Here is a 17,749-nt window from a genome sequence, read left to right on the forward strand (position 1 = left end):
ATCAAACCGACACACAACCCGGCGCTCCTCGTAGCGGTACGTAGTTGTTCCGTGGCCCCACGCGCACATGTGTGCACCACCGGCATCCGTCAACCCTCGCCCGCCGGGAAGATCAGAACAGGGCGCTGTAGGCGTTCAGCGCGGGCTGCCCGCCGAGGTGGGCGTAGAGCACGGTCGCGTCGCGCGCGATCTCTCCCCTGTCCACCAGATCGATCATCCCGGCCATCGATTTCCCCTCGTAGACCGGGTCGGTCACCATGCCCTCGGTGCGGGCCGCGAGCCGCATCGCGTCGAGTGTCGCCTCGTCGGGCAGGCCGTACGTGCCCGCGTGGTAGCGGGCGTCCAGCTCGATGTCGGCGTCCTTCACCTCTGCCTGCACGCCGATGAGCTCCGCGGTCCCCCGGGTGATCCTGGCGATCTGCTCGTGGGTGCGCTCGGGAGCGGCGGACGCATCGATGCCCAGGATGCGGCGGGGGCGCTCGCCCTCCTCCGTGAGCGCGGCGAATCCGGCGATCATTCCCGCCTGGGTGGACCCGGTCACCGAGCAGACCACGACGGTGTCGAAGAAGACACCCAGCTCCTCCTCCTGCTCGACCACTTCGTAGGCCCAGCGGGCGAAGCCAAGACCGCCCAGGCGGTGCTCCGAGCAGCCCGCCGGGATCGCGTACGGCCTGCCGCCCGCCTCCTCGACCTCGCGCACCGCCCGCTCCCAGCTGTCCTTGACGCCGCCGAATCCGGCGCGTACGAGGCGTACGTCGGCGCCCGCGAGCCTGCTGATGAGGATGTTGCCGACCTTGTCGTACACGGAGTCGGGCCAGTCGACCCAGCTCTCCTGGATCAGCACGCACTTGAGCCCCGCGCGGGCGGCGACGGCCGCGACCTGGCGGGTGTGGTTGGACTGGACGCCGCCGATCGAGACAAGGGTGTCGCAGCCCTGCGCGAGGGCGTCGGCGACCAGGAACTCCAGCTTGCGCGTCTTGTTGCCGCCGAAGGCGATGCCGGAGTTGCAGTCCTCCCGCTTGGCCCAGAGCGCGGCGCCGCCGAGGTGGTGGGTGAGGCGGTCCAGGGGGTGGACGGGAGAGGGGCCGAAGAGGAGGGGGTAGCGGGCGTACGAGTCGAGGGGCGTGGACGGGGCGGACGGTTCGGGCACGAGGGCCTCCGGGAGGTCAGGCGTGGGCGAGCTCTTCCAGGACGCTCCAGACCTCCGCGGTGACGGCCGCCGCCGTGCCCGGGTCGCCCTCGGCGCACGCCATGGCTCCCCTGCACCGAAATGTTAGATACCGACTCCCGCCGCGGACAAGGGTCCCGTCAGCGCTGGCGGCGCCACGGGCCGGTGATCGCCAGCATGATGCCGGGCGTCTGGATGTTGGCGTAGAGCGTCTTGCCGTCGGGTGAGAACGTGACGCCGGTGAATTCGCTGTAGGAGGGGTTCTCGGGTGTGCCCGCGTTGAGTTCGTTCCGCGCGATCGGGTACGTACGGCCGCGCTCGGTCGCTCCGAAGAGGTGCTGGACACCTTCGCCGTCCTCGGCGATGACGAGGCCTCCGTACGGGGAGACGGTGATGTTGTCCGGGCCGTCGAAGGCACCGTCCTTCGCCGGGTCCGGGTTGACGCCGAGGAGCACCTTCAGGGTCAGGGTGCGGCGCGAGGGGTGGTAGAACCACACCTGTCCGTCGTGCTGGACGGGGCTCTCGTCGCGGGCGAACGAGGCGACGATGTAGACGCCGCCGTCTCCCCACCACATGCCTTCGAGCTTGCGGGCGCGCGTGATGTCACCGTCGGCGAACTGCCCCCGCACCGGGACCGTACGGGCGTCGCGGTCGGGGACCTCGGCCCAGTCCACGCCGTAGACGGTCCCGATCTTGGTGGCGCGGGACAGGTCGTCCACGAAACGGCCGCCGGAGTCGTAGCACTTGGGCGCCTTCAGGACGCCCGCGTCGTCGGCGAGGGTGCGCAGCCTGCCGCGGCCGTGCTTGAAGCCGTGCGGCGGGGTCCAGCGGTAGAGCAGGCCGTTGGGGCCCGAGGCGTCCTCGGTGAGGTAGAGGTGGCCGCGCTTGGGGTCGACGACGACGGCCTCGTGGGCGTAGCGGCCGAGCGCCTTGACGGGTTTGGGGCTCCGGTTGGCGCGCCGGTCGTAGGGGTCGACCTCGAAGACGTAGCCGTGGTCCTTGGTCATGCCGTTCTGGCCGGCCTTCTCCTCGGTCTCCTCGCAGGTGAGCCAGGTGCCCCAAGGAGTGCTGCCGCCCGCGCAGTTGGTGGCGGTGCCCGCGATGGCGACCCACTCGGCGACGTGCCCGCCGCGGCGGACCTCGACGACGGTGCAGCCGCCGGAAGCGGCCGGGTCGTAGACGAGGCCTTCGGTGAGCGGGACGGGGTGCGGCCACTTGGAGCGGGGGCCGCTCAGCTCGTGGTTGTTGACGAGCAGCGTGACCCCGCGCGGGCCCTCGAAGGCGGCCGTGCCGTCGTGGTTGGAGGGCGTGAACTCGCCGGTCTCGAGTTTCGTCTTGCCGCTGTGCGTGAGGACGCGGTACGAGAACTTGGCGGGCAGCGCGAGCAGGCCGGCCGGGTCGGGGACGAGGGGGCCGTACCCCGGGGCGCCGAACGCGTCGGCCCCGTCCGGCGCCGTGTCCTCGGCGGCGAGCGCGCCGGGCGCAGTGGCGAGCGCGCCGACGCTGCCGGCGAGCGCGACCCCCGCCCCGGTGACCGCGGAGCGTCTGGCGAAGTCCCTGCGAGTGAGCGGCATGATGTCTCCTGAGGCGCGTACGAGCGGGCTACGGGCTGGCTGTGCACGTGCTGCGACTCTCGGCCTGCGTACGTCCAATGTCGGCCGGGCTGCTGTCGGCGTCACGTTCCCGCTCGCGTATAAACGGCGGTTGAACGCTGTCCGACATCAAGGGGCTTCCTTCCATGAACCTGCCAGCCACCGGCCGCCGTGTCCTGATCAGCGGAGCCTCCCGAGGCCTGGGGAGAGCCCTCGCGCAGGCCTTCGCCGAGAACGGCGACCGCGTCGCCGTGCACTACGGCTCGCGCGAGGAGGAAGCACGCGCGACGCTCGCCTCGCTCAAGGGCGAGGGCCATGCGCTGGTGGGCGGTGACCTGTCGGATCCGGCGGGCGCGGCGGACGTCGCCGAGCGGGCCGCCGCCGGGCTCGGCGGTCTGGACGTCCTGGTGAACAACGCCGCGGTGAACCTGCCGCATCCCCTCGCCGACACGTCGTACGAGGACTGGGCGGCCCTGTGGCAACGGCACGTGTCGGTGAACCTCCTGGCCACGGCCAACCTCAGTCACCTGGCGGCCCGGCGGATGATCGACCAGGGCACGGGCGGCAGGATCGTCAACGTCGGCTCGCGCGGCGCGTTCCGCGGGGAGCCCGACCACCCGGCGTACGGGGCGACCAAGGCGGCCGTGCACGCGCTGGGCCAGTCCCTCGCGGTGTCGCTCGCGCCGTACGGCATCGCGGTGGCGTCGGTCGCGCCCGGCTTCTTCGAGACCGAGCGGGTGGCGCACCGGCTGAGCGGGGACGAGGGCGCGGCGATCCGGGCGCAGAGCCCCTTCGGGCGTGCGGGCACGGCGGACGAGATCGCCGCTGCGGTGCTCTGGCTCGCCTCGCCGGCCGCGGAGTGGGCCTCGGGCACGATCCTGGACCTCAACGGCGCTTCACATCTGCGTACATGAGCCACTGGTCGGCAGAGACTTCGTAAACAAGGTCAACAGGTGCGGATCACCCGTAAAGCCAAGATTTCGTGCAGAACGCCTTGACCCGCAGACCACACGGCAATAGACATCCCACTACCTGCATCACCCGTAGGGGGAGGCGAGCCGCGTGGACGCACAGCAGGCACGCAGCCTCCATGAGGACCGGCTGATGAAGCTGGCCAATGTGACCGGCGTCGGCATCGGGAAGGACGAGGACTCGGGGGCGGACGTGATCGTCGTGTTCGTCACCCGCAAAGTGCCCCGTGACCGGCTCCGGGACGAAGACGTGATTCCGGACGTGCTCGAAGGCGCCCCCGTGCGCGTGCTCGCCATCGGCGAGCCCACGGCGCAGTAGGACGACCTGCGCGAGCGGGGGCGGCCTGCGCGAGCGGCCCGGAACTCCACCCTTCAATCAAGGGGAAGAGGTGGTCTGGCGTGGTGAGCCAGCCCGAATTGATGCGAGGACCCACCGGCGGTCAGCTCAGCGACAGCTCGCGCCAGCAGGCGAAAGGGGACTTCCTGGGCCCCCAGACGTCGCTGGCCAACGTCGTCGGCTTCGGCCACGGCGTGAAGTGGACCGAGGGCGAGCCCACGGGCGAACCCGCGGTCATCGTGTTCGTGACCCAGAAGGTTCCGGAGTCCATGCTCCCGGAGCGGGACGTCATCCCCGCCCAGATGGACGACGGCACCCCCACGGACGTCGTGGCCGTCGGCCACGTCGCCGCGCAGCGCCAGCAGCGCAGGACCGGCCGCGCCGAGGACCGCTCGGTGTCGTACGGCCCCGACGGCGGTGTGAGCGAGCAGCTCGCGGGCCTTTCGCAGCCCATGCTGGAAGAGCTCGCCGGGCTCGGCGCGTTCGAGCCGCAGCTCCTCAAGCGCCGTATGCGCCCGTGCCCCTCCGGCGCCTCCGTCGGCAACGTACGCGTGACGGCCGGCACGCTCGGCAGCGTGGTCTACGACTTCCTGCCCGGCGCCTCCGTCGACCCGCCGGGCCCCGGCCTCGGCGTACCGGCGAAGTTCTACATCCTGTCCAACAACCACGTGCTGGCCGACTCCAACCGCGCCCAGCTCGGCAGCGCCATCGTGCAGCCGGGCATCTTCGACGGCGGCCAGGACCCCGCGGACCGGATCGCGACGCTGGACCGCTTCATCACGATCCAGTTCGCCCCGCAGATTCCGCTGGAGCGGCACAACAACGTCGTCGACGCCGCGCTCGGCACCGTCGACTTCCAGGACGCGACCCGCGAGACGTACTTCAGCGGTGCGCCGCGCGCCTGGCGCCGCAAGGCCAATGTGGCGGTCGGCGACCTGGTGAAGAAGACCGGCCGTACGACCAACATCTCCTTCGGCCGGATCATCGCCGTCGACGCGACCATCGACGTCAACTACGGCACGGCGGGCACCGCCCGCTTCAAGGACCAGATCCTGACGACGAACATCTCGGCGGGCGGCGACTCGGGGTCCCTGGTGACCTCGCTCGACAACGTCGCGCTCGGCCTGCTGTTCGCCGGTTCCTCGACCGTCACCGTGCTCAACCACTACGAGAACGTCCGCGCGCTGCTGCGGGTCGAGGTCTCCGAACAGCTGGCCTGACCGGTCGCACCACGAGAGGAGGGCTTTCATGACCACTCAGGCACGCAAGCAGAAGGGCCGGTCCCGCGCGGAGCACCGCTTCCACAATCCGCAGGGCGCCGAGGTCAAGACGCGCGACGAGGCGTTCGCCGCACCCCAGGAAGTGTCCGCCGAGGCGGTGTCCACCAGCTCCAAGCTGGAGCTGCACAACGGCGCGATCACCTTCGCGATGGAGGTGAAGTTCAACCCGAACACCTACCCGCACGTGGTGGTGGGCGGGCAGATCACCTCCGGCATCTGCGGCGCTCCGTGGGACATCACGGGCGGCTTCATGGGCGACACCATCCGCCTGGACGCCAAGCGCTCGGGCCAGGGCTCCTGCGCCAACACGATCACGATCGTCGGCGAGTTCCAGAACCCTCCGGCGTACCGGGGTACGTACGGCTTCGACGGCGCGACGTCGTCGTTCAAGCACACGACGCTGTACAAGTGCTGAGCTGAACCGGGGATCTGCCGGGCCGCCACCGGCCCGGCAGATCCCCGCGTCCGCGTCACGTCCCTTGCTGCGAGCGGGCCTTGAACGCCGCCTTGCGGGCTTCCTTGGCCACCTTCTTGTCGGGGTGCAGCCGTCCCATCGCCTCGAGCACGTCCGCGGTGGCCGGGTGTTCGACCCGCCAGGCCGCGGCGAAGAATCCGCTGTGCTGCTCCGAGAGACCCTCCACCAGACCCTGCAGCTCGTCCGAGTTGCCCTCGGCGGCGAGCTGCGCGGCGATCGTGTCGATGGTCAGCCAGAAGACCAGGGCCTCGGAGGGCGCGGGCACGTCCGCCGCCCCGTGCTCGGCCAGCCACACCCGGGCGAGCCCACCGAGCTCGGCGTCGTCGAGCACGTCCCGCAGGGCGGGCTCGGCCTCCTGGCCCACCAGCGAGAGCGCCTGCTGACAGCGAAGCCGCCGCAGCGGCGCCCCCTCGTCGCCGCCCCGCGCGGCGGCCAGCAACTCCCGTGCCGCGTCCAGCTGTTCGTGCCGGGCCAGCCACAGCTCGATCTCGGCCTGCGCGGCGGACTGCGGGAAACCGGCCGTCCCCGCGAGCAGCGCGTCGGCGCCCTTGTCGGCCAGATCGCCGACGGCGGGCGCGTCCACGCCCGCCTCCAGCATCCGCGCCCTGATGCCGTACACACCGAGCGGGGTCAGCCGGACCATGCCGTAGCGCGTGACGTCCTCGTCGTCGTCGGGCAGCGGTGCCTCGGCCTCGTCGATGTCCACCATGAGGGCCTCGTCGACCGGCTGGTACTCGACGAGCCCCAGCGGCTCGAAGAGCCGGAACTGGTCGTCCAGCTTCATCATCGCGTCCGACACCTGCTCCAGGATGTCGTCGGTCGGCTCGCCCATGTCGTCGGGCACGATCATCGACGCGGCGAGCGCGGGCAGCGGCACCGGACCCTCGCCCGCCCCGGCCTCCCCCGCCGTGAGCAGGTACAGGTTGCCGAGCACGCCGTCCAGGAAGTCCGCCTCCGCCTGCGGGTCCCAGCCGAGCTCCTCGAAGTCGATCTCGCCGTTCTCCTCCAGGACGTCCAGGAGGTTGTCCATGTCGGGCACGGTCGCGTCCCCGTACACGGTGTCCAGGGCGCCGAGCCAGACGGCGAGGATGTCCTGCGGGCTGCCGGAGGTCAGCGCGGCGAGGTCCTCGCCCGCGGCCACCGTGCCCGGCGCGTCCTCGCCCTCGGCCTCGTCGGCGTCCGTGACATCCACCAGGCCCGTGTCGACGGCCACGCGCCAGGCCTCGCTCGCGTACGCGACGGAGTCCGGGTCGTCCGCTTCGAGGCCCAGCTCCGCCACGGCGGCCGGCAGCTGCTCCTCGACGAGCTCACCGCCCGCCCCTACGCGCGTCTCGGGCCCCGCCCAGCGGGCGAGCTTCGCGGCACGGGAGAGCAGCGGCGTGGCGAGCGCGGCCCGCGCGAGTTCCGCTTCGGAGTGCAGGAGCACCGGCGGCAGGGTGGCGGGACTTACGGACATCGGCTGGTTCTCCTCCGAAGGATGGGGCGTCCCCTGCTCGAGCGAAGTCGAGCGCCCGGGGAAAGGTCGTCTCGACCGAAGCCTAGACGGATTTGGACCCATGCCGCCCGGTTCATGTCCCTGTCAGAAGACATACATGGTGAGAACACCCGCCGAACCTTGACAACTCCCCTGGCCACACAAGAGATTGACGCGCGTAGACGCTGGGCGCGCCGGTCACCTCCCTGGCTCGTGCCGACCCGCTCCGGCTCTCGCCCGCTCCATACGACCTCACCCTCATCCGGAGTCCTGCCATGCCGCACATATCCCGTGCCACCCGGCCCGCCGTGAGATCCGCCGCCGTCTCCACCGTCGTGGCCACCGCCCTCGCGGCCGGTCTGCTCGTCGTGAGCTCCTCGTCGGCGTCGTCGGCGTCCGCCGCCGGGGTCCGCGTCCACGACATCCAGGGCACCACCCGCCTCTCGCCCCTCGCGGGGCAGCAGGTCACGGACGTGGCGGGCATCGTGACCGGCGTCCGCACGTACGGCTCGAAGGGCTTTTGGATCCAGGACCCGAAGGGCGACGGCGACCCCGCGACCAGCGAGGGCGTCTTCGTCTACACCGGCTCCGCCGCCCTGACCGTGCGGGCCGGTGACGCGGTCCGTGTCTCCGGGACCGTCGGCGAGTACGTCCCCGGCGGCGAGGCCTCCGGCAACCAGTCCCTGACCCAGCTCACCAAGCCGACGGTCACCGTCGAGTCGTCCGGCAACGCGCTGCCCGCGCCGGTCACGGTCGGCGCCAAGTCGGTGCCTTCCGCGTACGCGCCCGACGGCGACCCCGCGAACGGCGGCAGCATCGACGCACTGGCGCTGAAGCCCCGCGCGTACGCCCTGGACCTGTACGAGTCCCTCGAGGGCATGAACGTACGCGTCGGGACCTCGCGCGTGGTCGGCGCCACTGATCCGTACTCGGAGCTGTGGATCACCGTGAAGCCGCACGAGAACCCGAACCGGCGTGGCGGGGCGGTGTACAAGTCCTACGACGACCAGAACACCGGGCGCCTCCAGATCCAGCAGCTGGCTCCGGTCTCCGAGCATCCCTTCCCGAAGGCCAACGTCGGCGACGCGCTGTCCGGTGGCGCCGAAGGGCCCCTGGACTTCAACCAGTTCGGTGGTTACACGCTGGTCGCGCGGACGCTCGGCAAGGTCACCGACAAGGGTCTCGCACCGGAGAAGACGAAGCGGCAGGCGAAGGGTGAGCTCGCCGTCGCCACGTACAACGTGGAGAACCTCGACCCCACCGACCCGCAGGCGAAGTTCGACGCGCTGGCGGGAGCCGTCGTCTCGAATCTCTCCTCGCCCGACGTCCTCGCCCTGGAGGAGATCCAGGACGACAACGGCGCGAAGAACGACGGGACCGTCTCGGCGGAGGCGACCCTGAAGAAGTTCACGGACGCGATCGTCGCCGCGGGCGGGCCGCGGTACGCGTGGCGGTCCATCGACCCGCAGAACAACAAGGACGGCGGGGAACCGGGCGGGAACATCCGCCAGGTGTTCCTCTTCAACCCCGAGCGGGTCTCGTTCACCGACCGGGGCGCCGGGGACGCCACGACGGCCACGGGTGTCGTGCGTTCCGCCGGCGGACGCGCCGCGCTGACCCTCTCCCCCGGGCGCGTCGATCCCGCGAACACCGCCTGGGAGGACAGCCGCAAGCCGCTGGCCGGTGAGTTCAGCTTCCGGGGGCGCAGCGTCATCGTGGTCGCCAACCACTTCGGGTCGAAGGGCGGCGACGAGGGGCTCACGTCGCGGCATCAGCCGCCGGTGCGGTCGTCGGAGGCGAAGCGGCTGCGGCAGGCGCAGGCCGTGAACTCCTTCGTGCGGGATGTGCGGAAGGCGCAGAAGAGCGCGGACGTGGTGGTCGTGGGGGACGTGAACGACTTCGAGTTCTCACGGACGACGGCCGCGCTGGAGGCCGGGGGCGCACTGAAGTCCGCGGTGAAGTCCCTTCCCCGCTCGGAGCGTTACTCGTACGTCTACCAGGGGAACTCCCAGGTCCTGGACCAGATCCTGACCAGCCCGGGGGTCGGGAGCGGCTTCGCGTACGACAGCGTGCACATCAACGCGGAGTTCGCCGAGCAGAACAGTGATCACGATCCGCAGGTGCTGCGGTTCCGGCCGTAGGCTAGGCGTACAGCCTGATCAGCCAGTCCCGCCAGGCCAGTTCGGTGCCCTTGGCGTCCGCCTGTGGAGCGAAGTCGTGGATGCTGATGCCGACCGGGGCGCCGAAGTGGTTGCGGCCGAAGAAGCGGTAGAGCGCGGTGTCCGTGCGCAGGCCTATGAAGTGCCGGCTGCGGAAGTCGATCATCGTGTCGAGGGATTCGCCGGGGGCGTCCGCGCGTACGCGGGCGCCCTCCGACGCGTCGTCGGGCAGGCCCAGGCGGCGGCCCAGTCTGGCGAAGGCGTCCGGGGCGGTGGAGGGGGCGGGGCCGTCGAGGCTGGTGAAGGTGACGGGGAGGCCGGGGAAGTACGTCAGGTACTGGCGCAGGGTGTGCAGGTAGAAGTCGGTGTGCTTGCTGGCCCCCTCGTACTGCCTGTCCCAGTCGTCGGTGAGGACGCCGCTGTGCACGTAGCGGACCCATGAGCGGCGGCCGCCGTCGCGGGGCTCGATGGTGCGGTCGAGCTGGTTGAGGCTCTGACCCGGCGGGAGGCCCTGGGGGTCGTCGACGCGGTCGGTGAGGCGGTGCGGCGGCTCCCAGTGGGTGACGACGCCGCCGAAGGGGGCGACGCCGCCTTCGCGGGGTTCGTACTCCACCATGGGCCACAGCCAGCCGCCGGTGCCGACGGTGAACGCGTCCCAGACCTCGGCGGGAGAGGCATCCACCTCGAACTCCCGCTCGATCTCAAACTCCTTGCCGGTGGTCATGGCGACTCCTTAGCCCGCACGTCCCCTCACGTGGGCCCGCCGGGGCCGGGTACGGGACGCCCGCCCCCGCACGGGATTCCACGGATCCACCGTCCCACCGGCAAATATTTTCGTCCAGGGAAAGTCCAGGAGTGCGGGACTGCCGGGCGGCGCGCGCTCAGCGTCCCGGCTGGAAGCCGTACGCCAAGCGGTATCTGCCCGCCGCGGGCAGCCCCTCCCCGCTCTCCCACTCCTCGTAGCGGATCACCCGCTCGCCGTCCGTCGTCAGGTGGAAGTGGACGGAGATCAGCCCCGGTGCCGTCTCCGGCGGCCCGTCCCCCTCGGCGATCACGACCGCCCCGGCCACCCGCGCGTCACCGGCTGCCCGCGCCACCCCGTCCCGCAGCCGCGTCTTGTGCAGCCCCAGCCGTTCGATGCCCGGCACGGCCTCGTCGATGTCGGCGTTCCGCGCGTCCCTGCCGTGGGCGAAGAAGTCCTGGTACGCCTCTTCGTCGCGCCAGTGCGAGCGGTGCGCCAGCGTCGAGCCGTCCGCGCCGGCGTACACGGTGTACGAGAGCAGGCCCTCGTGCGGCCACGGGCGGCTCTCCCAGGCCTCGGCGATCGCCTCGGCCGTCGCCCGCTGCCGGTCCTCGGTGCCCGCGCTCCACGTACTGAGGAAGACGAGCCCGCCGTCGTTCGCGCGGGCCGGGTCGGGGAGGGGGGCGGCGTCGGCGTGCGGTTTCGTCATGGCGTGCTCCTTCAGCGCGTGTGCGGGCAGCGGGTGCGGGCACTGGTTGCCCGTGGCGCTGTGCCCGTGGCGTACACACTGCGACCCCAAGCGCGCTTGAGGTCAAGCGCGTTCGGGCGAGGCCACCGGTCCCAGCTCCGGCCGCTTCGCCTCGCGGCCGTCGCCCGACGAGCGGCCCCTGACGCGGCGCCACAGCCACGGGCCCATGAAGCCCGCGAACCACGCCGTCTCCGCCGCCACCGTCCGCAGCGTGGAGACCGGAAGCGGCGGTGGCTGCAGCGGCCTGACCCACTCCTCGTGGCCGGGGAGACCCAGCGCGTCCGCCATGCCGGAGGCGATCCGGGCGTGCCCCAGCGGGCTCGCGTGCAGGCGGTCGGCGCTCCACAGGCGGGGGTCGGTGGTGACCCGGTGCGGGAACGTGTCCAGGACGACGACTCCGTGGCGGTCCGCCGCCGCGCGGATGCGGGCGTTCAGGTCGAGGACGCGGGGCAGCGCCCTGCGCGCGAGCGGTGAGATCCGCCCGAGGTCCGGGAAGGTCACCGTGGCCACGCGCGCGCCCGCCGCGGTCAGTTCGGTGAACATGTCCTCGATGTCGCGGGCCACCTGGGCCGCGTCGAAGCCGGGGCGCACCAGGTCGTTCATGCCTGCCATGACCGTGACCAGGTCCGGGCGCAGCGCCAGGGCCGGCGCGAGTTGCTCCGCCTTGATGCGCGCCGTCAGCCTGCCCCGCACCGCGAGGTTCGCGTAGCCGAACGCGGGGTTCCGCTCGGCCAGGATCTCGGCGAGCCGGTCGGCCCAGCCCCGGTAGCCGTGGGTCTCGTCGCCGTCGCCGACGCCTTCCGTCTGGCTGTCGCCGATCGCGACATAGCGCGCGTACGCATGCGTCGTCATGGCCAGAGCCTCCCCCCGGAGTCAGGGCACGTCAACGCGGTGCCGACCGGCGCCCACGCCTCTTCGGGCAGGGACCCGCGCCTCGGGGTCCGCGCAGGGGTGGCCGCGCTAGCCCTTCTCCTCCTCCGCGAGGCGCGCCAACTCCCCCTGGAACACGTCGAGCCGGGCCTGGAGAAGCGCCGCCTCCGCGACCAGCTCGGGCACGCCCATCGCCTCGGGAGCCCGCTCCGGTACGAGGCCGGGGCGCGCCCCGGCGACCGTGAGGCCCTCCCCGGCGAGGCGGGCGAACTCCGCGAACCGCAGCGACGCGCGCCTGCCCGCACAGGTGGCGCAGACGCCCTCGACCACCCGCCACCCGGGCCTGCCCCACCCCGCGTCGGCGAGGACGGAGGCCCGCGCGCCGCACTCGCACGGCTGCACCGTCACCGTGCGCACCCGCTGGCGCGCGTACCGGAAGCCGCGCTCGAAGCGGATGTACGCGCCGAGCACCGTCACCTCGAGCAGCGCCGCCCCGCGGTGCCCGCCGGTGCACAGGAACGCCTCCGCCTCGGTGCGTTCGTGCACGCAGTGGAAGCCGCAGTCGCAGCGGCGGTGCGGGGCCGCGTGCCGTCGGCCGTAGACGCAGTGGGCCGTGTCGAGCGCGCCGTAGGGCAGGGCCGCCCCCAGGGAGACGCCGGTGAACCCGGCCCTCGCGCCGTCGTGGGACAGCGCGAGGCGGGCGATCTTGTATCCGGTCGGCGGCTCCTTCGGGCGTTCCTCGGGGAGCCGCGGCCTCATCGTGGCGCCGGGACCTCGGCCGCCGGTTCCTCGGCCACACGAGCCGGTTCGGGCTCCGGGGCCGCGCGGTCCGGGGCCTCCTGTCGCGGCTGCTCCTGCGGGGCCTCCTCGGCGATCCCGGTGGCGAGTGCTTTGCCCAGCCTCATGACGCCTCCTGTGGCCGGCGGCCGTACGGCCGTCCGTCGACTACCGTCGGGCCCATGGTGGCGCATACGGGGGCGAGTTGGCACTAGGGCCCGGCTTCCTTGTGGCCACCTGGTAGCAATTCTGCCGTATATCTCGTAGCAGAATTAAGTGGAGCTTCAGCTTCGCCGTACCGACACTGCCTCTATGCCCTCTCCCTCATCGGCGCCGCTCTCGCCGGCTTCTCCCCCCTTCGGCCGCGCCCTCTGCGCGATGGTCACGCCCTTCACGGACGACGGCCTGCTCGACCTCGACGGCGCTCAGGTGCTCGCCGAGCACCTGGTGGCCGACGGCTGCGACGGACTCGTGCTCTCCGGCACCACCGGCGAGTCCCCCACCACGTCCGACAGCGAGAAGGCCGCGCTCGTACGCGCCGTCGCCGAGGCGGTCGGCGACCGGGCCGCGGTCGTCGCGGGCGTCGGCAGCTTCGCCACGCGGCACACCGTCGAGATGGCCCTCCAGGCCGAAAAGGCGGGCGCGGACGGCCTGTTGGTGGTCACGCCCTACTACAGCAAGCCGCCGCAGGACGCCGTGGAGGCACACTTCCTGGAGGTGGCCGACGCGTCGGGGCTGCCGCTCGCGCTGTACGACATCCCGGGTCGCACCGGAACCCGCATCGAGCCGGAGACGATGCTGCGCCTCGCGGAGCATCCGCGGATCGTCGCGGTGAAGGACTGCGCGTACGACCTGATGGGCACTCAGAAGGTCCTGTCGCGGACGGACTTGGCGTACTACACCGGCTGCGACGAGCTCATCCTCGCGCTGTACGCGGTGGGCGGCGTCGGCTACATCAGCACGGTGGCCAACGTGGCGCCGCGCCAACTCCGGTCGATCATCGACGCGTTCGACGCGGGCGACACCGCGGTGGCCCAGCAGCGTCAGCAACAGGCCATGGAACTCATCGAGTTGATGATGGGGGCGGGGCTCCCCGGCACGGTCACATCGAAGGCACTGCTCGGCGCGCTCGGCCTGCCCGGCGGCCCGGTCCGCGCACCGCTGCGGCCCGCCGGCCGCGAGGCGACCGACGGGCTGCTGCGTGCGTACGAGGCGCTGCGGGTGACCGCGCCCTCCAGGTGACTCAGCCCGCCGCGGGGAAGCCCCCGGCCTTGGTCCACACGAGCTTGTCGGAGCCCCGGCTGAACGTGGCCTTCTTGCCTCCGGTGGCGACGGCGATCTTCTCCCAGCCGTCGAAGTTCTTCGTGAGGTGCTTGTCCCACTTGGCCAGGGGGCCCGTGGCGACCGCGGCGACCGACTCGGTCGGCGGCTCGCCGTCGGCGCAGTAGACGCCGAAGTCCCCGAAGGCGGCGACCGTGCCGTCCTTGGCCTTGAGGGTGATTCCCTGGCAGGCGTCCGTCTTGGTCTTGTAGACCAGGGCCGACTTGGACCAGCCCTTGGTCTTGGGGCTGTAGTCCTGCACGAGGAGCCCCTTGCTCTTCATGTAGTGCATCGCCACGCGACGCCCGTCGGTGAGCTTGACCTGCGCGTTGAAGGGGCTCGGGCTCCCGCTCCAGTGGATGTCGCTCTTCTCCAGCGGGTAGCTGTGGTCGCCGGTCGAGATCCGGCTCGCCCCCTGCGCCGCATCGCTGCCCACGCCCACGCTCTGGCCGCACCCGGCCACCAGCGCGAGTACCACCGTTCCGCTCAGGGCCAGGGTCCGTACACCGGCTCGGTACATGTCGCTCTCCTGTCGTCCCGCGCGGCATACGCGCGCATGGCACGGCAGCTTACGCAGCCACGGCAGCCCCAGGGGAGTCGCCGGACCCACCCGCACCACAGGGGAGAGCGCCCTCCGGGTGTCCGAAGGGCGCTCTCGACCGGTGGTGGTGCTCAGTTGTGGCTGTGCAGCACGTCGTTCAGGCCGCCCCACACCGCGTTGTTCGGGCGGGCCTCGACGGCGCCGGAGACCGAGTTGCGGCGGAAGAGGATGTTCGAGGCGCCGGAGAGCTCGCGGGCCTTGACGATCTGCCCGTCGGGCATGGTCACCCGGGTCCCGGCGGTGACGTAGAGACCGGCCTCGACGACGCACTCGTCGCCGAGCGCGATGCCGACGCCCGCCTCGGCGCCGATCAGGCAGCGCTCGCCGATGACGATGCGGACGTTGCCGCCGCCGGAGAGCGTGCCCATCGTGGAGGCGCCGCCGCCGATGTCGGAGCCGTCGCCGACGACGACACCGGCGGAGATACGGCCCTCGACCATGGAGGTGCCAAGGGTGCCCGCGTTGAAGTTCACGAAGCCCTCGTGCATGACGGTCGTGCCCTCGGCGAGGTGCGCGCCGAGCCGCACGCGGTCGGCGTCGGCGATGCGCACGCCCTTGGGCGCCACGTAGTCCGTCATGCGCGGGAACTTGTCGATGGAGGTCACGGCGAGGTGCAGGCCCTCGGCGCGGGCGTTGAGCCGGACCTTCTCGACGTCGTCGACGGCGACCGGGCCGAGCGAGGTCCAGGCGATGTTGGCGAGGAAGGCGAACTGGCCGTCCAGGTTCACGCCGTGCGGCTTGACCAGGCGGTGCGAGAGCAGGTGCAGGCGCAGGTAGACGTCGTGGGCGTCGACCGGCTTCTCGTCGAGGGACGCGATGACCGTACGGACGGCGACGATCTCCACGCCACGGCGGGCGTCCTTGCCGATGGCCTTGGCGGCGCCCTCACCGAGGAGCTGCACGGCGCGCTCGGCGGTGAGCCGCTCGGTGCCTGCGGGGCCCGCTTCGGCGACGAGCTCGGGCGCGGGGAACCAGGTGTCGAGAACGGTGCCGTCGGCGGTGAGGGTGGCGAGGCCTGCGGCGACGGCGCCGGTGGTGCGGGAAGCGTTCGTGTCGGTCATGGGGAAAACCTAACCGGCGGGGCGGCGCGCGGGCGAACCGGTCTCAGGGTCCGGGCCGCCCGCCTCCAGCAACCGGCTGAGCACATCCCGCGCATACGCCGCGTCGTATTCGCCGCCGGTAAGCAGCACTTGCAGGGATATCCCGTCCATCAGCGCGACCAGAGCGCGAGCGGTGACCGGATCGGTGCGCCGCTCGAGCACCTCGGCGAGCCCCGAGCACCACTCGGCGGCCACGGGCCGCAGGGCGGGCCTGCGCAGGGCGGCGAGGTAGAGCTCGTACTCCAGCTCGACCCCCGACCGCTCCCCCGCGAACCAGTCGCCGAGGATCCGTGCGAGCTCCGCCGCGAGGTCGGCGCCGGGATCCTCGAACGCGTGGCCTGCGGCCATCACCTTGGCGAAGCCCTCGTTCGACTGCCGCAGCGCGGCGACCATCAACTCGTCGAGCGTCTTGAAGTGGTAGGTCGTGGAGCCGAGCGGCACATCGGCCTCGGCGGCGACGGACCGGTGGCTGAGCCCGCCGATCCCCTTCTTCCCGACCACGCGGATCGCGGCGTCGATGATCCGCTGGCGGCGCTCGGGGTCGTACCTTCGGGCCATCAGTGGGCCCCTCCGAGGTTGAGCACGACGACGCCCGCGATCACGAGGACGATCCCCGCGATCTTGGCCAGGCCCGCGGACTCCCCCATGAAGATCATGCCGATCGCGGCGACCGCGGCGGTGCCGATCCCGGCCCAGATCGCGTAAGCGGTGCCGACGGAGAGCGTCTTGAGGGTCTGGGCGAGCAAGGTGAAGGCGATCAGATATCCCGCGACCGTGATCAGCGAGGGCCAGAGCTTGCTGAACCCCTCGCTGTACTTCATGGCCGTCGTCCCGGCCACCTCCGCCACGATCGCGCCGGCCAGCAGTCCGTATCCCATGCGTACGAGTGTACACAACGTTGCGTACGGCCGTACATAACGACGGAGGAACGACGACGACAGGAGCGGCTAAGGTGACGCGATCACTGTGGGGGGCCACAGGCGACGCACGCGGGACACCGCACGGAACTACGGAGCACGAGAGCGATGTCAGACATACCGGGGTGGGGACCTCACGGACCGTACGGCGCACCGCCCGGCTGGAGCTGGAACGGCTACGGCTGGACCCCGCCACCGCCGCCGCCCAAGCCCGGCGTCATCCCGCTCGCACCGCTCGGCGCCAACCACATCATCGGCGGCGCGTTCGCGACGATGCGGCGCTACGCCAAGCCCCTGTTCGCCGCGGCAGCCGCGGCCTACGGCCTGCTGGCCGTCGTCGCCGCGGCCTCAGGGGTGCTCGCCTACGTCGCGACCCGGGAACACTTCCGTGCCGTGGCCGAACCGGGCGCGGTCTCCTGGGACGACAGCAGACCGATCCTGATCGCGTTCGGCCTGGTGTGGCTGGGGTTCATGCTCGCCACGCTGGTCGTCAACTCGTTCGTCCAGGCGGCCTGCGCCGCCACACTGCACGAGGCGGTCCTCGGCCGCCCGGCGCCGTTCGGCGCCATCTGGCGCAGGGCGTGGTCGCGGACGCCGTCCGTGCTGGCCGTGACCCTGCTGCTCTCGATCGTCCTGATGCTGCCGGTGGCCGCGTTCGCGCTGCTCTTCCTCTCGCTCCTCTTCCTGATGATGACCCAGTCGATCATCCCCATCGGTCTGGTCCTCCCGCTGTTCCTGGTCACGCTGCCGCTCGCGGCCTGGCTGTACGTCCTGTTCGCCTTCGCCCCGGCGGCGGCCGCCCTCGAAACGGCGGGTCCGTTCACGGCGTTGCGGCGCTCCGTAAGCCTGGTGCGGGGCGCCTGGTGGCGTACCTTCGGCATCTCGCTGCTCGCGGGTCTCATCGTGGTGGGCGTCTCCCTCGCCTTCCGACTCCCCCTGCAATTCGCCGCCCCTGGCCCGCCCCAGGTCGACCCGGACGACCCCATGTCGACCTACCTCCTGGACCAACTGCGCTCCCAGTTCGGCCTCTACGCGGCCCTCGGCCTGCTCGGCAGCTTCCTCACCCAGCTCGCCGCCACGGTGTTCCTGCCCCTGGTGACGGCCCTGCTCTACCTGGACCGCCGCATCCGCAAGGAGAACCTCGCGCACACGCTCAGGGAGGCATCGGCGGCTCCTGCGCCGGTCCCGTAGACGCGACGAGGCCCCCCGCGCGGGAAG

Annotated in this window: 19 protein-coding genes; 7 read left to right on the forward strand and 12 right to left on the reverse strand. The window is 71.7% G+C overall.

Features of this window, described 5'->3' with window-relative positions:
* Window positions 1-112: 112 nt before the first annotated feature.
* The gene (locus tag ACFUPX_RS27605) at window positions 113-1,150 is read right to left on the reverse strand and encodes a 1-aminocyclopropane-1-carboxylate deaminase (protein ID WP_383328175.1); all 1,038 of its coding nucleotides are present in this window, start codon (window positions 1,148-1,150) and stop codon (window positions 113-115) included.
* A gap of 158 nt (window positions 1,151-1,308) precedes the next feature.
* Window positions 1,309-2,742, reverse strand: coding sequence for an alkaline phosphatase PhoX (locus ACFUPX_RS27610; RefSeq protein ID WP_383328178.1), 1,434 nt, complete (start codon window positions 2,740-2,742; stop codon window positions 1,309-1,311).
* Window positions 2,743-2,906: 164 nt separating this feature from the next.
* Between ACFUPX_RS27610 and ACFUPX_RS27615 the strand changes: the two genes are divergently transcribed.
* From ACFUPX_RS27615 to ACFUPX_RS27630, 4 genes are all read left to right on the forward strand, one after another.
* Window positions 2,907-3,674, forward strand: a complete 768-nt coding sequence (locus ACFUPX_RS27615) for an SDR family NAD(P)-dependent oxidoreductase (RefSeq protein ID WP_383328181.1) — start codon at window positions 2,907-2,909, stop codon at window positions 3,672-3,674.
* Between the two features lie 148 nt (window positions 3,675-3,822).
* Window positions 3,823-4,050: a hypothetical protein gene (locus tag ACFUPX_RS27620; RefSeq protein ID WP_383328184.1), complete on the forward strand. Its 228-nt coding sequence runs from the start codon at window positions 3,823-3,825 to the stop codon at window positions 4,048-4,050.
* A gap of 83 nt (window positions 4,051-4,133) precedes the next feature.
* Window positions 4,134-5,288, forward strand: coding sequence for a hypothetical protein (locus tag ACFUPX_RS27625; RefSeq protein ID WP_383328187.1), 1,155 nt, complete (start codon window positions 4,134-4,136; stop codon window positions 5,286-5,288).
* A 28-nt stretch (window positions 5,289-5,316) separates the two neighbouring features.
* Window positions 5,317-5,763, forward strand: a complete 447-nt coding sequence (locus ACFUPX_RS27630) for a hypothetical protein (RefSeq protein ID WP_383328190.1) — start codon at window positions 5,317-5,319, stop codon at window positions 5,761-5,763.
* A 55-nt stretch (window positions 5,764-5,818) separates the two neighbouring features.
* Here the strand turns inward: ACFUPX_RS27630 and ACFUPX_RS27635 are convergent, their stop codons facing one another.
* The gene (locus tag ACFUPX_RS27635; RefSeq protein WP_383328192.1) at window positions 5,819-7,279 is read right to left on the reverse strand and encodes a hypothetical protein; all 1,461 of its coding nucleotides are present in this window, start codon (window positions 7,277-7,279) and stop codon (window positions 5,819-5,821) included.
* A gap of 293 nt (window positions 7,280-7,572) precedes the next feature.
* Between ACFUPX_RS27635 and ACFUPX_RS27640 the strand changes: the two genes are divergently transcribed.
* The gene (locus ACFUPX_RS27640) at window positions 7,573-9,438 is read left to right on the forward strand and encodes an endonuclease/exonuclease/phosphatase family protein (RefSeq protein ID WP_383328195.1); all 1,866 of its coding nucleotides are present in this window, start codon (window positions 7,573-7,575) and stop codon (window positions 9,436-9,438) included.
* Between the two features lies 1 nt (window position 9,439).
* Here ACFUPX_RS27640 and ACFUPX_RS27645 read toward each other — a convergent pair whose 3' ends face one another.
* From ACFUPX_RS27645 to ACFUPX_RS27665, 5 genes are all read right to left on the reverse strand, one after another.
* The gene (locus ACFUPX_RS27645) at window positions 9,440-10,180 is read right to left on the reverse strand and encodes an SRPBCC domain-containing protein (protein ID WP_383328198.1); all 741 of its coding nucleotides are present in this window, start codon (window positions 10,178-10,180) and stop codon (window positions 9,440-9,442) included.
* A gap of 157 nt (window positions 10,181-10,337) precedes the next feature.
* A complete protein-coding gene (locus ACFUPX_RS27650) occupies window positions 10,338-10,907 on the reverse strand; it encodes a hypothetical protein (RefSeq protein WP_383328200.1) in 570 nt (189 codons plus the stop codon).
* Window positions 10,908-11,009: 102 nt separating this feature from the next.
* Window positions 11,010-11,798, reverse strand: a complete 789-nt coding sequence (locus tag ACFUPX_RS27655; RefSeq protein WP_383328202.1) for an SGNH/GDSL hydrolase family protein — start codon at window positions 11,796-11,798, stop codon at window positions 11,010-11,012.
* Between the two features lie 108 nt (window positions 11,799-11,906).
* Window positions 11,907-12,575: a hypothetical protein gene (locus tag ACFUPX_RS27660; RefSeq protein WP_383328205.1), complete on the reverse strand. Its 669-nt coding sequence runs from the start codon at window positions 12,573-12,575 to the stop codon at window positions 11,907-11,909.
* Complete coding sequence (locus ACFUPX_RS27665) at window positions 12,572-12,721, reverse strand: hypothetical protein (RefSeq protein ID WP_383328208.1); 150 nt, start codon at window positions 12,719-12,721, stop codon at window positions 12,572-12,574. The genes ACFUPX_RS27660 and ACFUPX_RS27665 overlap by 4 nt, the downstream gene beginning before the upstream one ends.
* A 184-nt stretch (window positions 12,722-12,905) precedes the next feature.
* Here ACFUPX_RS27665 and dapA point away from each other — a divergent pair, with 184 nt between their 5' ends.
* Window positions 12,906-13,835, forward strand: coding sequence for a 4-hydroxy-tetrahydrodipicolinate synthase (gene dapA / locus ACFUPX_RS27670; protein ID WP_383328211.1), 930 nt, complete (start codon window positions 12,906-12,908; stop codon window positions 13,833-13,835).
* A 1-nt stretch (window position 13,836) separates the two neighbouring features.
* Here the strand turns inward: dapA and ACFUPX_RS27675 are convergent, their stop codons facing one another.
* The 4 genes from ACFUPX_RS27675 to ACFUPX_RS27690 all read right to left on the reverse strand — a co-directional run bounded on the left by ACFUPX_RS27675 (window position 13,837) and on the right by ACFUPX_RS27690 (window position 16,492).
* Complete coding sequence (locus tag ACFUPX_RS27675; protein ID WP_383328215.1) at window positions 13,837-14,433, reverse strand: hypothetical protein; 597 nt, start codon at window positions 14,431-14,433, stop codon at window positions 13,837-13,839.
* Window positions 14,434-14,585: 152 nt separating this feature from the next.
* A complete protein-coding gene (gene dapD, locus ACFUPX_RS27680) occupies window positions 14,586-15,575 on the reverse strand; it encodes a 2,3,4,5-tetrahydropyridine-2,6-dicarboxylate N-succinyltransferase (RefSeq protein WP_383328218.1) in 990 nt (329 codons plus the stop codon).
* 9 nt (window positions 15,576-15,584) lie between these two features.
* Window positions 15,585-16,172, reverse strand: coding sequence for a TetR/AcrR family transcriptional regulator (locus ACFUPX_RS27685; protein ID WP_383328221.1), 588 nt, complete (start codon window positions 16,170-16,172; stop codon window positions 15,585-15,587).
* Window positions 16,172-16,492 carry a DMT family transporter gene (locus ACFUPX_RS27690; RefSeq protein ID WP_383328223.1) on the reverse strand — a complete coding sequence of 107 codons (321 nt, stop codon included), beginning with the start codon at window positions 16,490-16,492 and terminating at the stop codon, window positions 16,172-16,174. The genes ACFUPX_RS27685 and ACFUPX_RS27690 overlap by 1 nt, the downstream gene beginning before the upstream one ends.
* Before the next feature lie 147 nt (window positions 16,493-16,639).
* Here ACFUPX_RS27690 and ACFUPX_RS27695 point away from each other — a divergent pair, with 147 nt between their 5' ends.
* Window positions 16,640-17,722, forward strand: a complete 1,083-nt coding sequence (locus ACFUPX_RS27695; RefSeq protein WP_383328226.1) for a hypothetical protein — start codon at window positions 16,640-16,642, stop codon at window positions 17,720-17,722.
* Window positions 17,723-17,749 lie beyond the last annotated feature (27 nt).

The organism is Streptomyces sp. NPDC057302 (genome assembly GCF_042667685.1).
Taxonomy (GTDB): Bacteria; Actinomycetota; Actinomycetes; order Streptomycetales; family Streptomycetaceae; genus Streptomyces.

What these genes read in the sequence shown, in the direction of transcription:
- ACFUPX_RS27610 (WP_383328178.1), bottom strand. Translation starts at nt 2,742, where the DNA reads ATGCCGCTCACTCGCAGGGACTTCGCCAGACGCTCCGCGGTCACCGGG.
- ACFUPX_RS27615 (WP_383328181.1), top strand. Translation starts at nt 2,907, where the DNA reads ATGAACCTGCCAGCCACCGGCCGCCGTGTCCTGATCAGCGGAGCCTCC.
- ACFUPX_RS27630 (WP_383328190.1), top strand. Translation starts at nt 5,317, where the DNA reads ATGACCACTCAGGCACGCAAGCAGAAGGGCCGGTCCCGCGCGGAGCAC.
- ACFUPX_RS27635 (WP_383328192.1), bottom strand. Translation starts at nt 7,279, where the DNA reads ATGTCCGTAAGTCCCGCCACCCTGCCGCCGGTGCTCCTGCACTCCGAA.
- ACFUPX_RS27640 (WP_383328195.1), top strand. Translation starts at nt 7,573, where the DNA reads ATGCCGCACATATCCCGTGCCACCCGGCCCGCCGTGAGATCCGCCGCC.
- ACFUPX_RS27645 (WP_383328198.1), bottom strand. Translation starts at nt 10,180, where the DNA reads ATGACCACCGGCAAGGAGTTTGAGATCGAGCGGGAGTTCGAGGTGGAT.
- ACFUPX_RS27650 (WP_383328200.1), bottom strand. Translation starts at nt 10,907, where the DNA reads ATGACGAAACCGCACGCCGACGCCGCCCCCCTCCCCGACCCGGCCCGC.
- ACFUPX_RS27655 (WP_383328202.1), bottom strand. Translation starts at nt 11,798, where the DNA reads ATGACGACGCATGCGTACGCGCGCTATGTCGCGATCGGCGACAGCCAG.
- ACFUPX_RS27660 (WP_383328205.1), bottom strand. Translation starts at nt 12,575, where the DNA reads ATGAGGCCGCGGCTCCCCGAGGAACGCCCGAAGGAGCCGCCGACCGGA.
- ACFUPX_RS27665 (WP_383328208.1), bottom strand. Translation starts at nt 12,721, where the DNA reads ATGAGGCTGGGCAAAGCACTCGCCACCGGGATCGCCGAGGAGGCCCCG.
- dapA (WP_383328211.1), top strand. Translation starts at nt 12,906, where the DNA reads ATGCCCTCTCCCTCATCGGCGCCGCTCTCGCCGGCTTCTCCCCCCTTC.
- ACFUPX_RS27675 (WP_383328215.1), bottom strand. Translation starts at nt 14,433, where the DNA reads ATGTACCGAGCCGGTGTACGGACCCTGGCCCTGAGCGGAACGGTGGTA.
- dapD (WP_383328218.1), bottom strand. Translation starts at nt 15,575, where the DNA reads ATGACCGACACGAACGCTTCCCGCACCACCGGCGCCGTCGCCGCAGGC.
- ACFUPX_RS27685 (WP_383328221.1), bottom strand. Translation starts at nt 16,172, where the DNA reads ATGGCCCGAAGGTACGACCCCGAGCGCCGCCAGCGGATCATCGACGCC.
- ACFUPX_RS27690 (WP_383328223.1), bottom strand. Translation starts at nt 16,492, where the DNA reads ATGGGATACGGACTGCTGGCCGGCGCGATCGTGGCGGAGGTGGCCGGG.
- ACFUPX_RS27695 (WP_383328226.1), top strand. Translation starts at nt 16,640, where the DNA reads ATGTCAGACATACCGGGGTGGGGACCTCACGGACCGTACGGCGCACCG.